Consider the following 18,808-nt stretch of genomic DNA (forward strand, 5'->3'; position numbering starts at 1 on the left):
GTGGCCTGACGTTGAGGAGCGCGAAACGGTCTTCGGCGCGGGATGTTTCGCGCTCCTATGACCGTTTCGCGCTCTGCTGTGTCAGTGCCCGTCGAAGCCGGGCAGTCGCGCCGACTCCTCGACCACCGAGTACTCGCTTGCGTCGCCCTGCACGACCCTGCTGCGCGAGCCGTCGACGCCAACGGGGATGTCGCCGGCGAGGGTGATGCGATGCAGGCGGCGGGTGTGGTCGCCGAAGTCGGCGATGCCGTAGTGCTGCGTGGCGCGGTTGTCCCAGATCGCGACGTCGCCACTCTCCCACGACCAGCGGAACGTGTTCTCCAGCTTCGTGATCCGACTCTGCAGCAGCTGGAGCAGCGCGGCGGTCTCCGACGGCTTGAGACCGACGAACTCCTTGACGAAGTGACCGAGCAACAGGGTGCGCTCACCCGTCTCGGGATGGACCCGCACCACCGGGTGGATCGTTTCGTAGGTGTTGCGGCGGAACTCGTCCTGGTAGCGGCGTCGCTCCTCGGTCAGCGCCGGATCGGAGCTGCCCGCGTCGAGCTTCTCGGCGTAGTCGTAGAGATTGGTGTGCAGGGCCCACAGGTTGTCGACGAGCGCCTTCAGCGCATCCGGCAACTGCTCGTAGGCCGCGGTCGTGGAGGCCCACGTCGTCGCACCGCCGTACGGCGGCAGGGTCACCGCCCGCAGGATCGACGCCTTCGGAATGCGGTCGACGAAACTGACGTCGGTGTGCCAGCTGTTCGCAGCACCCTCGATGGGCAACAGCCGCTTACCCTTCGAGTGGACCGTGGGGTGCGACTGGGTCTGCGTGCCGAGCAGGCCGGCGAAGGCCCACTGCTCCTCGTCGTCGAGGTGATGCTGGTCGCGGAAGACGATCGCCTTGTGCACGGCGAGTGCGTAGCGGATGGCCTCGACGGTCTCGGACGCCAACGAGCCGGACAACCGCACCCCGTCGATCCGCGCACCGATGTGCTCCCCCAGCTTGGTGACGACGATGCCCCCGGCGGTGTAGACGGATTCGGCGGTGGTCGTATCGCGATCGAGTTCGGTGATGGTCATGCGATCTCTCCTTCGATGATCTGAACCTGGCGTTGTCGCTTGCGCCGATTCAGTTCACCGCCATCCGTCGGCAGAGTCGACGGTTGTGGTCAGCGAGATCGAAACGAGCCGAGCTCGCTTACGGGAGATCGAAACGAGCCGAGCTCGCTTACGGGAGATCGAAACGAGCCGAAGCCGCTATCGGGAGTGCGTTCTCACTCGAGGATCTCGCTCCGCCAGAAGGTGTCGCCGTCGGGGACGGTCTCGTGGTCGTCGAAGAAGGTGACGAGCGCCTGTGCGGCTGCCGCGGCGTCGGGGAAGCGACGCCCCTCCATCGGTCCCCGGTTGATCTCGAGCGTCCCGGACACCGGATCGACGCGCCCCTGCACGCGGTATCCCCCGATGTCGGCGACCACCGCGAGCCGTCCGTCGTCGGTGTCGGGTTCGGCGACCGCCGGTGTGGCCGGACGTGCTACGCGGACGGCCGCTGCCGGCACCGGCGCCGCGTCGTGGTCGGGATCCTTGACCGCGTCGAGACCGAGCAGATCCCAATGGTCTTGACCGTGAACGACATTGCTGCGCTGAATCGGGTGACTGCCGGTCGGTGTCCGGCCGGGGCGGTCGGCGAGCCAGAGCGCGACCTCCTCCTCGATTCCCCCTTCGATGTCGTCCGCGTCCACCACATAGAACTCCGGTAGCTCGGGTGCGAGATCGACGAACACCCAGTACGACACGCCCGCACCGTCGGCGGCGGGAACTCCGTCGCGGCGTCGCGCGAGCCACGGATCGCTCGCCGTCGAGCACACCCGCACCACACGTTCGGATCCGTCCGCGCCCTGTACGCGGACGTCCCGCTGTCCAGGGATCGGCTCGGCCCGGCCGCCTCGCGCCAGAACCTCGGCCACGAAGGCCGCGACTCCCTGTCGAACGATGTCCCCCATATCGACTCCTCTTCTCGGTGCGCACATCGAGCAGTGAATCGGGATCGACGCGCGATGTGCCCACGTCCTGCGCGGTCTCATCGAGACCGGAGGTCTGGTGCGACCATACGTGGCTACGAGCAGAAGAAGAACTGCATGTGATCGATCACCGGAAAGCATCACCCTTCGTGGTGAGCGCCTTGACCCGTTCGACGATGCGGTCCTGAAGTTTGGACGGGGTGCGCCAGCGCATCGCGAGTTTGTCGTAGTCCATGGCGTGCTCGGCGATGATGTCCTTGAGTTGTTCGACCCCGAGGGTCGACAGCCTCTCCCGCAGAGTCGCCTCGCCGCTCTCGCGGAACACCACGAACGGGTCGAAGGCCCCGGGTGCGCGACGACTGCGACGCGCAGACGTTCGGGCCGCGGCCGGGCGCGTTGCAGGAGCGGGAGCAGGGGTCGGGGCGCTTGCGTCCGCGGTAACCGAGAGCGCTCCCGCGAGTGCCCTCGCGAACCGCGGCGTGCGTGCCGCCTCATCGGCGATCACCTGGACGAGAGCGACGAGCGCGCCGGCCGTGCCGGGTGCCGCCTCGTCGAGACGGAGCAACGCCGAACTCGCCTCGCCGATGCGCACCCGCAGACGCGCCTGTGCCATGTCGGTATCGGGGTCGGGATTCGTCACAGGTACACCTGCGCATTCATCATGATCGTCTCGGTGAGGATTCGCAGTGCGTCGTACTGGCCGGTGTTGCCGTACTTTCGCTTGAGCGTGCCGTAGGGCACGAACTCGGCGGACGCCGCGATCTGATTGGCCTCGGGCACCCAGGCGGGAACGACGCTCGCAATCCGGGGGTCGCGCTGGAGCTGTTCGATGATCGTGCGGTGCAGATTCGAGGCACTGCGGTACTTCGTGATGACGAGACCGATCTCCCGCACGGTGTGCCCGGTCCGTGTCGCGAATTCCTGGATCTTCGTCTGCAGCGGCGGAATTCCGTAGGTGGACAGGATGTCGGGAATCGTCGGGATGAGATAGCCGTCGGCGAGACGCAATCCGTTGAGGGTGAGGATCCCGAGATTCGGCGGGCAGTCGATCAGGATGTAGTCGTACCGGTCGGCGATGGGCCGGACAGCGGAGAGCAGCACCTCGACGGGACGGTGCGAGCCGGGATCGGCGTACTGCTGGTGGGTGAGCCCCTCCTGGATGTCCATGAGATCCAGCGACGACGCGAGCAGGTCGAGATCACGGACCGCTCGCACGGGCGAGACGTTCTTCTGGACGGCCTTCTCGATGTCGAACGCGTCGGCGTGGGGCGTGATCGCCCTACGGAAGAGAGTCGCGAGGGTCAGACCGAGTTCGTTCAGTTCCTGCCAGCGCTCCTCCCCCACCATCATCGTGGTGAGGTTGGTCTGCGGGTCGAGATCGATCATCAGCACCCGCTGCCCGAACTCCGCCGCCATGAACTCGCCCAGAGCGGCCGTCGTCGTGGTCTTGCCGACGCCACCTTTCAGGTTGATCGTCGCGATTACCCGTGCCACCCCACACCTCTTCGGGAAAGAAATTCATTACTCGATATCGCGAGCAAAACTACCCGAAGGTGGACATACGAGGCAGCCGGGTGACAGCTACCGGATCATCGGCCCCTCGACTCGACCGCGAGACGGGGCATGCCGGCGAGTTCGTCGGGCGTGACGTACGAATCGGAGGTCGCGAAACCGCTCAGGTACAGCGGCGGCTTGCGGTCGGCGACCGCGCGCACGATCTGCCCCTCCGAGACGAAGACGATGAGCCCTTCGGCATCGGATCCCGGCATGTTCCGCCAGGTGACTCCGGGGGTGTGCATCACGCGGTTGAGTTCGCTCATCAGCACCGGGACGCGGAAGTAGTACATCCGGTCCCACGACTCGACACCCGCTGCGGCCGCGACCTCCCCGAGCGTGCGGGACTGTCCGGAGACGAGCACCGATTCGAACTCGGCCTCGAGCTGCGGGTCGTCGACGACGGACACGCTCGTCGCCCCCGAACAACCCGAAACCCCCAGCACCGCAGCGACAGCCAGCGCGAAACCCGTACGCACGAACCGCGACGCCACCGCACCCCCCTGTGTATCGACCCCCGATAGGACGCGAGGAAGCTACCACCGGTTCGGACGAATACACCAGTGAAGACGGTCACTTTCCACGAGTTCGGGGATACGACCCGAAACGCAGCCGAATCGATGTGACAGATGACAGTAACTCCGAGTTACTCCTTTGCGGTGAGCTCGGCGATGTCCGTCCACAGAGCACTGCGGAGCGCGACCATCGGTTCGGCTGCGGCGCCGAGCTGGTCGCCGACGAAATCGGTGTTCTCGGCGGACAACTCGCGCGCACCCGATCTGCCGATCAGGTCGTCGATCCGCTGGTCGAGACTCGCGGTCCGCTGCGCGATGTGTGTGAGATGCAGATGGCCCTCCGCGCGCGTGAGCAGGTCGCCGATGCGCGCGAGCGCGGTGACGCGCGCAAGGATCTGGTCCCATACCGGTTCGAGCGCTGCCACCCGGGATTCGAGACCGGACCGCGCCTCGGGCGCCGATCGGATCGCGGACTGCAACTCGTCGAGCAGGTCGCGCAGGGCGACGGTGTCCACCGCGATCTGGGTGAGCTCCTCGGCGAGATCGAGCTGGGCTCGTTGAACCTCGAAGTACTTCGAACGCCACGCCGCCGATGCCTCGACGCGGTCGTACAGGGAACCGGCGAGGAAGAGCAGGGTGTCGTAGCGGTCGACGAAGCGGTCGTCGCCGGAGGGCACCTCGCGTCCGAGCCGTTCGGCGACGCGACGCCCCGTCTCGGCCAGCGGGGTGCGTTCGGACCAGCGACCCACGCGGTCGACGGCGACACCGAGCACCACTCCCCGGGCCTGCTCGACGGGCGTGACGGGCAGGGGCGCCGGGGTGCGTCGCAGTGCAGCGAACAGCGCCTCGCGTTGTTCGATCTCGAGATGCAGCCCGTCGCGTCGGTCGCGGCGCACGGCGCGGACGCCCTGGGCGTAGTGCAGCGGCGAGTGCACGACGGTCTGTCGCGCCGCCCGGATGCGTTTGCCGAGCTCATTGGCCCGGTATTCGAGTGCGAGTCGCGCAGCGCCGGGACGCAGGCCGTCGATCCGTGTGCGGAGGCGGGCGTGCTCGTCGGACAGGCGGCGCAGCTCACCGAATCCGTCGAGGGTGGGCAACCGGCGCCCGACGCGCCGGCGGTTCGCCAGCACAGCACGTGCCGATTCGTCGAGGTAGCCGGCGGCCAGTGCGACCGCCGCGGCGTCCGACAGAGGAGCGTGCCCGCCCTCGATACTGCCGGTCTCGCACCACCGGCGGACCTGCCCGGCGATACGTGTCCGCCGGTCCACCGACGGGATGTCCCGGCCGGGCGCGTCGTCGCGCCCCGGGAGGTGGGGTCGATCGGCTTCGGACACGGGGATCCTCCTCGCGGCTCGTCCGCAGGCATGCACCGTCCACTGTTCCAGATTCCGCGCGGGCTCGGAGAAATGCCCGGTAACGGCCCCGGTCCCGGGCGCTCGACGGGCACGATCCCACACGTCCACGGCCGCGCTCTGGTTCGGTTGAGACCTTCACCTTTTCGCCCTTCGTGACGGATGTCACAGCATTATCGAGGTAGCTCCGAACGATTTGCCCGATCCCGGATCGCGCCCGAGACGGGGGCGCTCGAAAACCGTTGCGTACCAGCAGAAGCGAGAGGACGCCGGCGACGGGTCCCTGACCCCTCAGGAAGTTACCGATCGGTGTTACTGCACAGTACCGGCGGCCTCCGGGACCGGAGACCCCCTCCCCGACACCCGTTCCCGAGCGAAATCCTCTGCGCGCGAATGCCTGTGAGAGAAGTCGGCCACGAGGGCGCCGCCGATCGCCCCACATGGAAGCAAAACGTGACAAACCCTCATGTTTCCTCCATGCTGTAATCCGAACGGAGCCTTCGCCCAGGGGGACGTGACCGTCGCAACCGACGGCCGTAGCTGCGGAGACCTGTTCGAAACGGTCCTTCGGACACCGCGGATGTTGCCCGGTGGATCGACGACGAACACGCATGCCCATGCCAACCACGAGGAGCCGACCGCTACATGTTCCCGCTCGCGTCGCCAACACGAGACGTGGAAGGTAGGACCGGTTAGTTTGACTTCCTCATTGGGGTGGAGCTTCGAGACGCGCGCCCGATGCGTGCACAAACCATGGAGAACGGTGGCAACGAGTATGTTCAAGCGGATCGCAGTGGTCAATCGCGGTGAGGCGGCCGTACGCCTCATCCGGGCAGTCCGGGAGCTCAACTCCGAGCACGGCTACGACATCAAGACGATCGCTCTGCACACCGATGCCGAGCGACGGGCGATGTTCGTCCGTCAGGCCGACGAAGGAGTGACCCTCCGGCCGTCGACGACGGCGGCGACCCCCTACCTCGATCATGCAGAACTCGAGCGCGCGCTCCTCGAGGCGAAGGCCGACGCCGTCTGGGTCGGCTGGGGCTTCGTCGCCGAGGACCCCGCCTTCGCCGAGCTGTGCGCCCGCCTCGGGATCACCTTCATCGGTCCCTCCGCCGACGCCATGCGTCTGCTCGGCGACAAGGTCGAGGCGAAACTCCTCGCCGAGAAGGTCGGCGTTCCCGTCGCACCGTGGTCCGGTGGACCGGTCGATTCCCGCGCCGACGCGCGCCGCCACGCGCAGGCCATCGGCTACCCGCTGATCATCAAGGCCCGCTCCGGCGGCGGTGGCCGTGGCATCCGCAAGGTCTACGCCGAAGACGAGCTCGAGCTCGCCCTCGAGCGCACCCAGGGTGAGGCCGAGCGTTCCTTCGGTGACCCCGTCGTGTTCATCGAGCGTCTCGTCACCGACGCACGCCACGTCGAGGTCCAGGTCATCGCCGACAAGCACGGCAACGTCTGGGCCCCGGGCGTGCGCGACTGCTCGATCCAGCGCAAGAACCAGAAGGTCATCGAGGAGTCCGCCTCGCCGCTGCTCACCAAGGAGCAGTCCGACCACCTGCGCACGGTCTCGGCCGATCTCGTCCGCGCCGCCGGCTACGCCGGTGCCGGCACCGTCGAGTACCTCTACCAGCCCGACCTGAAGATCTTCACCTTCCTCGAGGTCAACACGCGTCTCCAGGTCGAGCACCCCATCACCGAGGCCACGACCGGCATCGACCTCGTGAAGCTGCAGATCCTCGTCGCCTCCGGCGAGAAGCTTCCCGGCGAGTGCCCCGGCGAGTTCGGGCACGCCGTCGAGGCCCGCCTGAACGCCGAGGACGCCGCCAACGGCTTCGCACCCGCTCCCGGCACCGTGCAGCTGCTCAAGTTCCCGCTCGGCTCCGGTCTGCGTGTCGACACCGGCATCGCCCAGGGCGACGTCATTCCGCCCGACTACGACTCCATGGTCGCCAAGATCATCGCGTGGGGCCGCGACCGCGACGAGGCACTCGCCCGCCTGCGCACCGCTCTGCGCGAGACCACCGTCGTCCTCGACGGCGGCACGACGACCAAGTCGTTCCTGCTCGACCTGCTCGACCGTCCCGAGGTCATCGACGCCTCCGCCGACACCGGCTGGCTCGACCGCACCGGCGCCGGCGCCGAGACCGGTCCGTCCAAGGTCGCCGACGTCGCTCTGATCGCGACGGCCGTCGATGTCTACGACACCGACGAGGCCCACGAGCGCTCCGCCTTCCTCGCCTCCGCCCGCGGCGGTCGCCCGCGTGCCGGACACGCCGTCGGACGCAAGATCGAGCTGAGCTACCAGGGCCAGGCCTACGAGCTCGTCGTCGGCCAGGTCGGCCCGCACCGCTACCGGGTCGACACCGGTTCCGCCGAGTTCGACGTCGACGTCGAGCGGCTCGGCGACTACGAGTCGCGCCTGACCCTCGGCGGACGCCGCCACAACGTGGTGTCGATCGCCGGTCCGGCCCACTTCCTCGTCGAGGTCGACGGCATCAGCCACCAGATCAGCCAGGACGAGGCCGGCGTGGTGCGCACCCCTGCCCCGGCCGTGGTCGTCGCGGTTCCCGTCGCCGTCGGTGACGAGGTCGAGGCCGGTCAGACCCTCGTCGTGCTCGAGTCAATGAAGATGGAGACCGCGGTCCGCGCTCCCTTCGCCGGCAAGGTCCGCGAGATCCTCGCCGTCGTCAACGCGCAGGTCGACGCGGGCGCCCCGCTTCTGCGGGTCGACCAGATCGTCGAGGAGGTCGTCACCGAGACCGTCGAGCGCGTGGAGTTCGCTGCACCGGCGCCCTCGCTCAGCGACGATGTCGCCGCCGACGCACTCGCTCGCCTCGACTCGCTCGCCGCTCTGGTCACCGGATACGACGTGTCCGCCGAGCGCACCGCGGCACTGCTCGCCGAGTACGAGCGTCTCTCCGGCTCGGTCGACTCGTGCGCGCTCGTCCGCGCCGAGCTCTCGCTGCTGACGACCTTCGCGGACGTGTGCGAACTGTCGCGCAACCGTCCGACCGAGGAGGAGAAGAACAGCGACGACCGGGTCCACAGCCCCCGCGAGTTCTTCCACGGCTACCTGCAGTCGCTCGACGTGGAGGTCGGGGGTCTGCCCGACAGCTTCCGCGCGCGTCTCGCCCGTGCCCTGCGGCACTACGACGTCCTGGAACTCGATCGCACCCCGGAGCTCGAGGAGGCCGTCTACCGGTTGTTCCTCGCGCTCGAGCGCATCGAGGCCCACGTCCCCGTGGTCACCTCGCTGCTCGACCGCTGGGTCGAGCGCGACGACACCGAGGTGGGGATCTCCCACGAGCTCAACGAAGTCCTCGACCGGCTGATCGTCGCGACCCAGGTCCGCTTCCCGGTCATCGGCGACACCGCCCGCAACCTGCGGTACCGCTACTTCGAGGAGCCGGTGATCCGCAAGGCCCGCGAGCAGGTCTACGACGGGGTCCGCGGTTCGCTCGCGTACCTCGCCGAGCATCCGCAGGCGACGGACTACGCGCAGCGCATCGATTCGCTGGTCGCCACACCCGAGCCGCTGATCGACCTTCTCGCACAGCAGATCACGCGTCCGGAGACCGTTCCGGGCCCGCTGCTCGAGGTCATCGCTCGCCGGGCGTACAAGATCCGCACCCTCGAGGACGTGCGTTCGTGCACCGTCGGCGGACACCAGTTCGTCACCGGCAACTTCGATCTGCGCGGCACGCGCCTGTACCTGATCTCCGCCGAGGCCCCGCAGGCCGAGTTCGCGTCGCTGCTCGACGCCGTCGAGGAGTCGGCGGCCTCGGTTCCCGACACGAAGAACCTCGTGATCGACCTGTACCTCGCGTGGGACGACGCTCCGGCCGATGCCGACGCCCAGGCCGACGCGCTGCGCGCTGAACTCGCCGCACGCCCGGTGACCGGCGTGGCCCGTCGCGTGACCGTGACGGTCTGCCACACCGACACGGCCGAAGAGCACGTGTTCACCTTCCGCCCCTACGAGACCGGATACGCGGAGGAGACCAACATCCGCGACATCCACCCGCTCACGGGTCAGCGTCTGGATCTGTGGCGCCTGAAGAACTTCGACGGCACCCGCCTGCCCGCCAACCCGGACACCTACCTGTATCACCTGGTGTCGCAGGACAATCCGTCCGATGAGCGGTTCATCGCCCTCGCCGAGGTGCGCGACCTGACGCCGCAGCGCGACGAGTCCGGTCGCATCGTCGGACTGCCGGCCTTCGAACGCGCTCTCGCGAGCTCGCTCGACGGCATGCGACGCGCCCAGGCCAACCGCGGCGGGCGACGTCTCGACGCGAACCGCGTGGTGCTCTACGTGTGGCCCGCCGTCGATCTCGACATGGAGGACCTACGCCGCATCGGCCGCAACGCCGCGCCGCTGACCGTGGGTGCCGGACTCGAGGAGATCACCGTCATCGGGTCGTGGCGTGATCGCCAGGACGAGCCGGCACGCGAGGTCGCCCTGCGCTTCTCGTACCGCTCCGGTGCGGGCGTCATCGTGCGGGTCACTGAGCCGCCGAAGGAGCCGCTGAAGCCGCTCGACGAGTACACCCAGAAGGTCCAGCGGTCCCGTGCCCGCGGCACCGTCTACCCGTACGAGCTGATCCCGCTGCTCACCGGCGGCGAGGGCACCTTCGTCGAGTACGACTTCGACGAGCAGGGCACCCTCGTGCCCGTCGACCGCCCCTACGGCCGCAACACCGCGGGTCTGATCGTCGGCGTCGTCGACACCCCGACCCCGCGGTACCCCGAGGGCATGAAGCGCGTCACGCTGTTCGGTGATCCCACCAAGGCGCTGGGCACCGTCGCGGAGGCCGAGTGCTCCCGTGTGGTCGCCGCGATCGACCTGGCGGAGAGCCTGAACGCTCCCGTCGAGTGGTTCGCGCTGTCGTCCGGCGCGACGATCTCCATGGACTCGGGCACCGAGAACATGGACTGGGTGTCGCGCGGTCTGCGTCGCATCATCACATTCACGCAGAACGGCGGCGAGATCAACGTCGTGGTCACCGGCATCAATGTCGGCGCGCAGCCGTACTGGAACGCCGAGGCGACGATGCTCATGCACACCAAGGGCATCCTCGTGATGACCCCGGACAGCGCCATGGTGCTCACCGGCAAGCAGTCGCTCGATTACTCGGGTGGCGTCTCCGCCGAGGACAACTTCGGTATCGGTGGCTACGACCGCGTCATGGGCCCCAACGGTCAGGCGCAGTACTGGGCCCCCAACCTCAGGGCCGCCATCGAGACACTGTTCGCGCACTACGCCCACGCCTACGTCGCGCCGGGCGAGCGCTTCCCGCGCAAGGCCGCGTCCACCGACCCGGTCGACCGCAACGTGTGCGTGTACCCGCACGTGCATCCGTCCAGCGACTTCACCACCGTGGGCGACATCTTCTCGTCCGAGACCAACCCGGATCGCAAGAAGCCGTTCGACATCCGTACGGTGATGCGCTCGGTGGTCGACCAGGACCACGCTGTGCTCGAACGGTGGGCCGACATGGCCGACGCCGACACCTCGGTCGTGTTCGACGCGCACCTGGGCGGAAACCCGGTGACGGTCATCGGCATCGAGTCCCGCGCAATCCCGCGCAAGGGCTGGTTCCCCGCCGACGGACCGGACCAGTGGACCTCGGGCACGCTGTTCCCCAAGTCGTCGAAGAAGACGGCACGGGCGATCAACGCGGCGAGCGGCAACCGTCCGCTCGTGGTGCTCGCCAACCTGTCGGGCTTCGACGGCTCCCCCGAGTCGCTGCGCAACCTGCAGCTCGAGTACGGCGCCGAGATCGGCCGGGCCATCGTCAACTTCGACGGTCCGATCGTGTTCGTCGTGGTCTCCCGCTACCACGGTGGTGCCTTCGTGGTGTTCTCGGGCGCACTGAACGAGAACATGGAAGTCCTCGCCGTGGAGGGTTCGTTCGCCTCGGTGCTCGGTGGCGCTCCGGCGGCTGCGGTGGTCTTCACCCGCGACGTCAACAAGCGCACCGCGAGCGATCCGCGGGTCGTGGAACTCGAGGCGCAGCTGCGGGCCGCCGAGGACGGCGACAAGGCACGATTGGGCGTCGAGCTCACCGCTCTGCGCACCGCGGTGCGGTCGGAGAAGCTCGGTGAGGTGGCAGCCGAGTTCGAGGCGATCCACAACATCCAGCGCGCACAGCAGGTCGGCTCGGTCGACGCGATCGTGCCGGCGGTCGAGCTGCGGCCGCAGATCATCGCGGCCGTCGAGCGCGGCATGGCACGCACGCTCGCGTAACCCACGCAACGAGAGCGAGACCCCACCGGAACACTTCCGGTGGGGTCTCGTCGTCGTGGGGCCGTCGTGCGGGTCAGTCGTCGTGATCGTCGTCCCGGTCGTCGTCCCGGTCGTCGTGCACATCGTCACAGCGGTCGTCCCACTCGTCGTAGAAGTCCTCGACGTGGTCCGGCACCGTGTCGTCCCAGTCCTCGAACCACGCGTCGCAGCTCGTGACGTCGATGTAGGGGATGTCGGTGGGCAGGTCACCCGGCCCCGCATCCCGGGCCGGGTCGACGCCCGCCCGAACAGTTCCATCCGGGCCGCCGGTCGTCGTCTCGTCCACCACGCGGGCGACGGTGAACGACGACGGTTCGGAGGGAGCGGACTCACCTCGGTTCGCCGACACGAAACCGACGGTGCCGGCCGTCATCGCGACCGCTACAGCGGTCACGGCCCATGCGGTGCGGCTCATCGCCATGATCGTTCTCCTCGACTCGGTGTTCGTCCTGGTCACCGGTAACTTTGGCGCACGACGATGAGGGGTCGATGAGCCGAAGATGACGAAACCTTCATCCGAGACGCGTACGGATCCACTCGACCAGGATCCTGGCTACCTCGTGAGGAGCCTCCGGGACGAGGGCGTGCCCGCAAGCCGGCACGACGGCCGTGGAGACGAGTTCACTCCCGAACTCGTCGACGAGCTCACCTCGGGTCTCCGCGGGCCGGAAAACGTCCTCTCCTGCTTGTACGTCGAGCAGAGGTGACGGCGCCACCGTCCACCACGATTCCTTGTCGGTCGCGGCCATCGCTGCCCGCTGCGACACGATCGCGTCGGGCCACCACCCGTCGAGCCACACCGCCGGATCGTGTCCTGCGGCGAAGAAGACGTCGCGCAGGTGCACGAGTCGTTCGTGGTCGGGAAGCGAGAGGTCGGAGCACTTGGCGACACGCTCGGTCAGCGAAGCCGGAAACCGGCGGGCCCCGGCGGCGAGCACGGCGACCCCCCGGACGAGTTCGGGCCGGTCGGCGGCGAGTACCCGGGCCACGTAGTGCCCAAACGCATGACCGGCCACAACAGCGGGTGCGGCGTCGAAATGCTCGATGACGGCGGCGACGTCGCCCGCGAGATCGTGCAGGTCGAGACCGGTCATGGGTCCGCGGCTGCTGCCGATACCCCGGGGTTGCGGTCGCAGAGCGGTGAATCCCGCTGCGGCGAGGTCGCTCGCGATCGGATCGAATTCGTAGGAGTCGCGCCCGAGGGAGGGCAGCAGGACGACTGCCGGCCCTTCCCCGTCGAGACGTACCTCGAGTTCGGCCACCGGTGTTTCGACAAGACGAGTGTTGCTCACGGGGCCATCCTCTCATCGCCGGAAAGACCTGTGCTTCGCCACAACGACCCTCTGTAGTGTCGAGAATCACACCGACGCCAGGTGTGGCGCGTTTTCGAACGGGGAATACCAACGAGCTCGTCTTGGTCGAGCTTCGGCGGCACGGAGTGCGCCTCTCCCCGACAGGCGTCAAGCGACCGCCCACGGTAGGAAATCGACCCCGAATCCCTTCATCTGCAATTACTTTCGGGACCGTGCGCGAAACACGTTCGCGTCCACGCCATGTGCACACGGTTGTACCTGACTCCCCGGTAGCACGTTGTGCCATTCTGGAGCAGTCCGATTCGTGCAGGCTGTACGTCCGGATGGATACGAACATTCAGCATGTTCGTACCGTGGGGTAACCCCGAATATTCGTCGAATATGATTGTGCTCCAATACTTCTCGAACTATTTGGACAAATTGACGACATTCGAGACTCGAATTGTTTCTGGTGACAACATCATCGAGGTGGTGCATGATTGGTGCCGCAGGGAGTTATGAGCCAATGAAGGCTCGTTTCGGGGGACACGCGTTCGAGTCAGGGGGATTCGAAACGTGCTCCTCCACAGAGAAATCAACGCGCAGGGGGCGTTTGTGCGACGTCGGCGAACAGCCGCGCCCGTCGCCCCCTCGCACAGCGAGGAGATCAGCATGACCAGCACCATCGAACCCAGCTCGCAGATCGCTGCCGGCGGAAACAAACTCCGCGGACGCGTCGCCTTCGTCACCGGCGGCACACGCGGCATCGGTGCGGCGATCAGCCGCAGCCTGGCGAGCCAGGGCGCCGCCGTCGCCGCAGGCTACGGACGCAACACGGCTCAGGCGGATCAGTTCCTCGCAGACCTGAACGAGACGGGCCGCAAGGACGTCCGTTACTCCGTGCACCGCGGTGACGTCGCGAACGCCGACGACTGCCGACGCACCATCGACGAGGTCATCGAAACGCACGGCCGTCTCGACATCCTGGTCAACAACGCCGGCATCACCATCGACCGCACGGTGCTGAAGATGCAGGACGAGGACTGGGACACCGTCATCGGCGTGAACCTCTCGGGTGCGTTCTACCTGGCGCAGGCCGCACTGCGCCACATGCTCGAGCGTGGCACCGGACGCATCGTCAACGTCTCCTCCGTCATCGGCGAGACCGGCAACATCGGCCAGGCCAACTACGCGGCATCGAAGGCCGGCCTGTTCGGTCTCACCAAGACCCTCGCCAAGGAAGCGGCCTTCTACCTGGCCAAGAACGACAAGCTGGACCCGAACGGCATCGGCGTCACCGTCAACACCGTCACCCCGGGCTTCGTCGCCACCGAGATGGTCGAGGCCATCCCCGAGAAGGTTCTCGCACGCATCACCGACACCATCCCCGTGAAACGACTGGCCGACCCGCAGGAGATCGCCCGGGTCGTGCACTTCCTCGCCGCGGACGCCTCCTCGTACATCACCGGTCAGGTATGGGGCGTCAACGGCGGCCTGGACATGTGATCCGGTCTCCCCACCCACTACTTCGAATCGAACGGTCCCCTCGCACATGCAGCCATTCGAGCTCAATCGGCACGGCCGAATTGTCTTCCCCTCCAATTTCGTTCCCGAACTCGACTTCTCCACGCTGAGCAGCGTCGACCACCTCGACGCCGTCATCCGACGCGACTTCGACACCAAGGCACCCACGGTCTCGGAGATCCTCTCCCGGCACGAACTGGGCAAGTACGCCTCGAAGTTCGAGATCATGCGGGACATGGCCCTGAACGTCTTCTGGGCCGACCGATTCCCGCTGATGATGTTCGAGCGGCGCGTCATTCGCTGGGGCGACGTTCCCCGCAACCGCGACGACGTCTACATGCCTCGTCTGACTCCCTGGCCCGAGGCCGAAGAGCGGCTGGGGGCGGTCGAGGAGGCCTACCGCGCTCTCCCCCGCGCATGGGACAGTGCCGCCGAGGACCGCATCTTCGATCGACTCTTCGCGGTCTTCGGTTCGCGTCGTCACTTCGCCGGCGACCTGCCCACGGTCAAACCGACCGTGCCACAGCTGATCTCCGATCCGGAGAACATCACCCTGCGTGTTCGCCACTACGATCCGAACCACCCCGTCTTCGGATACGACGAGATCCTCGACTGTCACGAGGACGTCGCCGAACTCGAGGCACTGAGCCGCTGGTCGATGGTTCTGCACAACCAGCAGCCCTGGGACGGAAGCGAAACCGAACTCGTCCGGGTCGCGGACCTGAAGGACGACGACTACGTCGTGGCCTCCCATCCGCGCAATCGCGAGGTCCAGCGGTTCATCAACCGGGTCATGTCGGGCAAGACCCGTAAGGCCACCTCGTACACGCGGCACGAACCGGTGGCACCGTCTGCGCCCTACCCGGCCGTCGACGTGCGCTCGGAGTTCGCGATCGCACCCCGCATCGATGCGATCGCGGTCGCGCACGGCGACCAGGTGTGCACCAACGAGGACCTGATCCGTAACACCGCCTACAACTGGTCGCCCATGTCGGCCGACGAGATCACGGCCAAGACCGGGATCGAGCAGCGCCGGTACACCTCGGGAACCTTCGAGGACCTGGCCCTGACGGCGGCGAAGCAGGCGATCACCTACGCCGGAGTCGGCCCGCAGGACATCGGCGCGGTCATCACCTGCACGTGCACGAGCGGTCGGCTGATCCCGTCGCTGGCCACGTGGATCTCGGGCGAACTGGGCATCGGGCAGACCCATGCCTCGTTCGACCTGATCGCGGCGTGCGCGGGAATGCCCTACGGCCTGGCCGAGGCGACCCGCATCCTGCAGCAGGTCAAGCGCCCCGTCCTCGTGGTGTGCGTCGAGAAGTTCTCGGACAAGATCGGCACCGTCCGGCCGTCCCGGATGATCTTCGGTGACGGCGCCGCGGCGATGGTCATCTCTCCGGCCGCCGAGGGCGAGGCACCCGATCTCGAGTTCTTCAACAGCTACGCGAGCGGCCCGACGAGCGAGGTCAACTCGATCATCTGGCCGAACCCGGACTTCGACAACTTCATCACGGTCTACGGACCCGAGGTGAAGACGCTCGCCGGTCGTTATCTGGCGCAGATGCTCGACGAGATCAAGGCCCTCCCGTCTCCCGACGACGCCGAGCGTTCGCTGCTCGACGACATCGATCTCATCGTTCCCCATCAGGCGAACAAGACGATGGTCATCGAGCTCGCCGCGAACGCCGGACTCTCGGCCGACCGGTTGTACTTCAACATCGAGAAGGTCGGCAACACGTCGTCGGCGAGCATCCCGCTCGCGATCCACGACGCGGTCCGCGACGGGGTCATCACCGAACCGGTGCGCATCTTCGCTCCCGGCTTCGGTGCCGGAGCGGTGGCGGGGTACACCGTCATGCGGATCGACCCGAAGGTGGTCGTGCCGTTCGAGGAGACTGCCGCCGGCTGAGCCGGCAGATGACACACGCCGGCTGATCCCGGCGTACGACAGGCATCCGGGCCGTCCCCCGGCAGGCCCGGAGTACATCGGCCCGTTCGCGACATCCGGTCGCGAGCGGGCCGATCGTCGTCTGCGAGCGGGCGACGTAACACCCGCGACGCCCAGGCCGACATTTCGATCGGATCCGGCAAATCGGATCCGGACGAAGTACAGAAAGGCCTCGCGCATGAAGTTCCGCCGCATCGTCGCTGCGACGCTGGGGTGTGTGGCTCTGACGGTCGCCGCACCGTCGACCGCCACCGCCTTCCCTCTCGTGGACCTGCTCCCGAAGGGCATCGCCGATCTCGTTCCGAGCGGATCGTTCAATCCGTTCGCTCCGCCGCCGGCACCTCCGGCTCCCCCTGCCCCGCCGGCACCCCAGGCGGCTCCGCAGGTCGCGCCGGCACCCCCGGCCCGTCAGGCTCCGGCCGCACCGAGCGGTGGGTTCGAGAACTGCACCGAGGCATGGAATGCGGGCGCTGCTCCGGTCCACCGCAACGACCCCGGATACGCTCCGCGTCTCGACCGCGACAACGACGGGATCGGCTGCGAGCGCGATCCGCGCTGATCGGTCCGTCCCGTAAAAGAGCGAAGGCTCTTCCATCCTCTCCGGGATGGAAGAGCCTTCGTCGTTCGTACGTGCGGAAACCTCAGAGCCAGCGCGGCGGCGTGAGTTCTCCGCCGGTGACGCCGACGGCTCCGCGACCGACCGCATCCTCACCACCGGACGCATGTGGGGCGACCTGTGGCACCTCGACGGTGCCGGCCGCGAGGCCCGCAACGAACTGTTCCGCACCCGCGACACCTCGAGCTACAAGTACACGGACTGGCTCTGGGGCTACAGCTCCGATCGCAACCGCTGAGCACTCACACAGCGCCGCAGAGGAATTCGTCCCGTTCCGGACAATGCCGTCCCCGATCCACCGATCGGGGACGGTATTCGCCGTATATGCGTCGTTCGTCCTGCACCGAAGGGTGCCGAAGCGGCGGTGACCAGCACATACTGGGAGCATGACCGCGTCACGGCAGGCGTCGGCGCTCCGCAGCGAGGTTCGGGACATCGCACTCGGAACCGCCGACCCGGTCGAGTTCCGGCACGCCGTCCTCGACACGATCCGGCGGCGCATCCGCTACGACATCGGATGTATCGCTCTCGTCGATCCGGCGAGCATGTTGTTCACGTCCGTGACCATGCTCGACGCCGACGCCCCGGCCGGACGTGCCGCGGAGACGGTGGCGCACATCGAGTACGGCACGTCGCGTTTCGCGAACACCTACCGCAGGCTCGCCCGGACGCGCACCGGTGTCCAGACGATCCGCGAGGCGCTCGACTGCGACATCCGCGATTCCCTGCCCTACAGCGAGATCCTCGAACCGCAGGGGATGGACGACGAGGTGCGCCTCGTCTTCCGAGGCCGTGACGGGCGCGTCTGGGGCGGCGGCACTCTCATGCGCGGCCCCGGCCGACGCTTCGACGCCGACGACGTGGCGGCACTCGCGGGATGCGTGGGCGAGATCAGCGACGGACTGCGGTTGTCGTTGCTCCGCGAATCCCCTCGACTCGCGGCGGACGCATCGCCCGGCGGTTCCGGTCCCGCAGTCGTGGTCGTGGGCGCGGACAACGAGATCGAATCGGCCACTCCCCAGGCGGTGGAGTATCTCGAGCGACTCGGTGCCGAAGGTTCCTTCATGCTCCCCGCGGTGGTCGTCGCCGTCCGCTTCCGCTACGAGGGGGCTGCCGCGCGCGTCGTCCGTGCCCGTACGGAGGACGGTCAGTGGCTCGTCCTGCGGGCCGGGTTGCTCGACGGCCGAGGAGAATCGGCCCGGATCGTCGTCGCGATCGAACCGGCGCAGCCCGGTCAGCTCGTGGCTCTGACCGCTGCCCTTCACGGTCTCACCGAACGGGAGACCGATGTCCTCGCCCGCGTTCTCGCGGGCGAGACACGCACCGAGATCGCACGTGGACTGTTCATCAGTCCGTACACCGCACAGGACCACTTGAAGAGCATCTATGCGAAGACGGGTGTGAACAGTCGCCAGGAACTCGTCGCACGACTGTTCTTCACGCACTGCCTCCCCCGGGTCGGTACGGAGATCGGGCCGGACGGGTGGTTCGTCGAGAAGCCGGCGCCGACGAACGTCCCGGTCGGTGCACATCGGAAGAGGTGAACCGTGGCACGCATCCTGATCGTGACCCTGGAGGGCGGCGGGAACTACCCGCCCGAAGCAGCGCTCGGATGCGAGTTGCACCGCCGCGGACATCACGTTCGGGTTCTCCGTCACGAATCGCAACGGAAGGTCGCAGAGGATGCCGGCCTCGTCTTCTGCGGCTAC

Annotated in this window: 13 protein-coding genes and 1 pseudogene; 6 read left to right on the forward strand and 8 right to left on the reverse strand. The window is 67.5% G+C overall.

The features are described 5' to 3' along the window. Positions 1-81: 81 nt before the first annotated feature. From AC6CID_RS23705 to AC6CID_RS23730, 6 genes are all read right to left on the reverse strand, one after another. A complete protein-coding gene (locus AC6CID_RS23705) occupies positions 82-1,065 on the reverse strand; it encodes a TauD/TfdA dioxygenase family protein (protein WP_498354583.1) in 984 nt (327 codons plus the stop codon). Between the two features lie 194 nt (positions 1,066-1,259). Continuing rightward, positions 1,260-1,985, reverse strand: coding sequence for a hypothetical protein (locus tag AC6CID_RS23710; protein ID WP_033097347.1), 726 nt, complete (start codon positions 1,983-1,985; stop codon positions 1,260-1,262). Between the two features lie 145 nt (positions 1,986-2,130). Further along, a complete protein-coding gene (locus AC6CID_RS23715) occupies positions 2,131-2,643 on the reverse strand; it encodes a hypothetical protein (protein WP_006553962.1) in 513 nt (170 codons plus the stop codon). Next, a complete protein-coding gene (locus tag AC6CID_RS23720; protein WP_498354584.1) occupies positions 2,640-3,497 on the reverse strand; it encodes a ParA family protein in 858 nt (285 codons plus the stop codon). The genes AC6CID_RS23715 and AC6CID_RS23720 overlap by 4 nt, the downstream gene beginning before the upstream one ends. A gap of 95 nt (positions 3,498-3,592) precedes the next feature. Then, positions 3,593-4,051, reverse strand: a complete 459-nt coding sequence (locus AC6CID_RS23725; protein WP_231780921.1) for a hypothetical protein — start codon at positions 4,049-4,051, stop codon at positions 3,593-3,595. Positions 4,052-4,203: 152 nt separating this feature from the next. Continuing rightward, positions 4,204-5,406, reverse strand: coding sequence for a hypothetical protein (locus tag AC6CID_RS23730; protein WP_498354585.1), 1,203 nt, complete (start codon positions 5,404-5,406; stop codon positions 4,204-4,206). 793 nt (positions 5,407-6,199) lie between these two features. Here AC6CID_RS23730 and AC6CID_RS23735 point away from each other — a divergent pair. After that, entirely contained in the window at positions 6,200-11,677 is a 5,478-nt protein-coding gene (locus tag AC6CID_RS23735; protein WP_064060109.1) for an ATP-binding protein, read from the forward strand. A 73-nt stretch (positions 11,678-11,750) separates the two neighbouring features. Here the strand turns inward: AC6CID_RS23735 and AC6CID_RS23740 are convergent, their stop codons facing one another. Together AC6CID_RS23740 and AC6CID_RS23745 are read right to left on the reverse strand one after the other, a co-directional pair. Then, positions 11,751-12,131 (reverse strand): hypothetical protein, encoded by a 381-nt coding sequence (locus AC6CID_RS23740; RefSeq protein WP_498354586.1) that lies wholly within the window; start codon positions 12,129-12,131, stop codon positions 11,751-11,753. 97 nt (positions 12,132-12,228) lie between these two features. After that, a complete protein-coding gene (locus AC6CID_RS23745) occupies positions 12,229-13,008 on the reverse strand; it encodes an alpha/beta fold hydrolase (RefSeq protein ID WP_033097343.1) in 780 nt (259 codons plus the stop codon). A 672-nt stretch (positions 13,009-13,680) separates the two neighbouring features. Here AC6CID_RS23745 and AC6CID_RS23750 point away from each other — a divergent pair. From AC6CID_RS23750 to AC6CID_RS23770, 5 genes and pseudogenes are all read left to right on the forward strand, one after another. Beyond that, positions 13,681-14,514 carry a 3-oxoacyl-ACP reductase family protein gene (locus AC6CID_RS23750; protein ID WP_498354587.1) on the forward strand — a complete coding sequence of 278 codons (834 nt, stop codon included), beginning with the start codon at positions 13,681-13,683 and terminating at the stop codon, positions 14,512-14,514. 46 nt (positions 14,515-14,560) lie between these two features. Next, complete coding sequence (locus AC6CID_RS23755) at positions 14,561-16,444, forward strand: 3-oxoacyl-ACP synthase III family protein (protein ID WP_064060112.1); 1,884 nt, start codon at positions 14,561-14,563, stop codon at positions 16,442-16,444. Between the two features lie 217 nt (positions 16,445-16,661). Continuing rightward, positions 16,662-17,042 (forward strand): excalibur calcium-binding domain-containing protein, encoded by a 381-nt coding sequence (locus AC6CID_RS23760; RefSeq protein WP_120281937.1) that lies wholly within the window; start codon positions 16,662-16,664, stop codon positions 17,040-17,042. Positions 17,043-17,181: 139 nt separating this feature from the next. After that, positions 17,182-17,337: pseudogene (locus AC6CID_RS23765) on the forward strand (3-hydroxybenzoate 6-hydroxylase); the annotation flags it as partial. A gap of 148 nt (positions 17,338-17,485) precedes the next feature. Next, the gene (locus AC6CID_RS23770; RefSeq protein ID WP_498354588.1) at positions 17,486-18,643 is read left to right on the forward strand and encodes a helix-turn-helix transcriptional regulator; all 1,158 of its coding nucleotides are present in this window, start codon (positions 17,486-17,488) and stop codon (positions 18,641-18,643) included. Positions 18,644-18,808: the final 165 nt, after the last annotated feature.

This window comes from Rhodococcus sp. GQ147 (assembly GCF_059759155.1).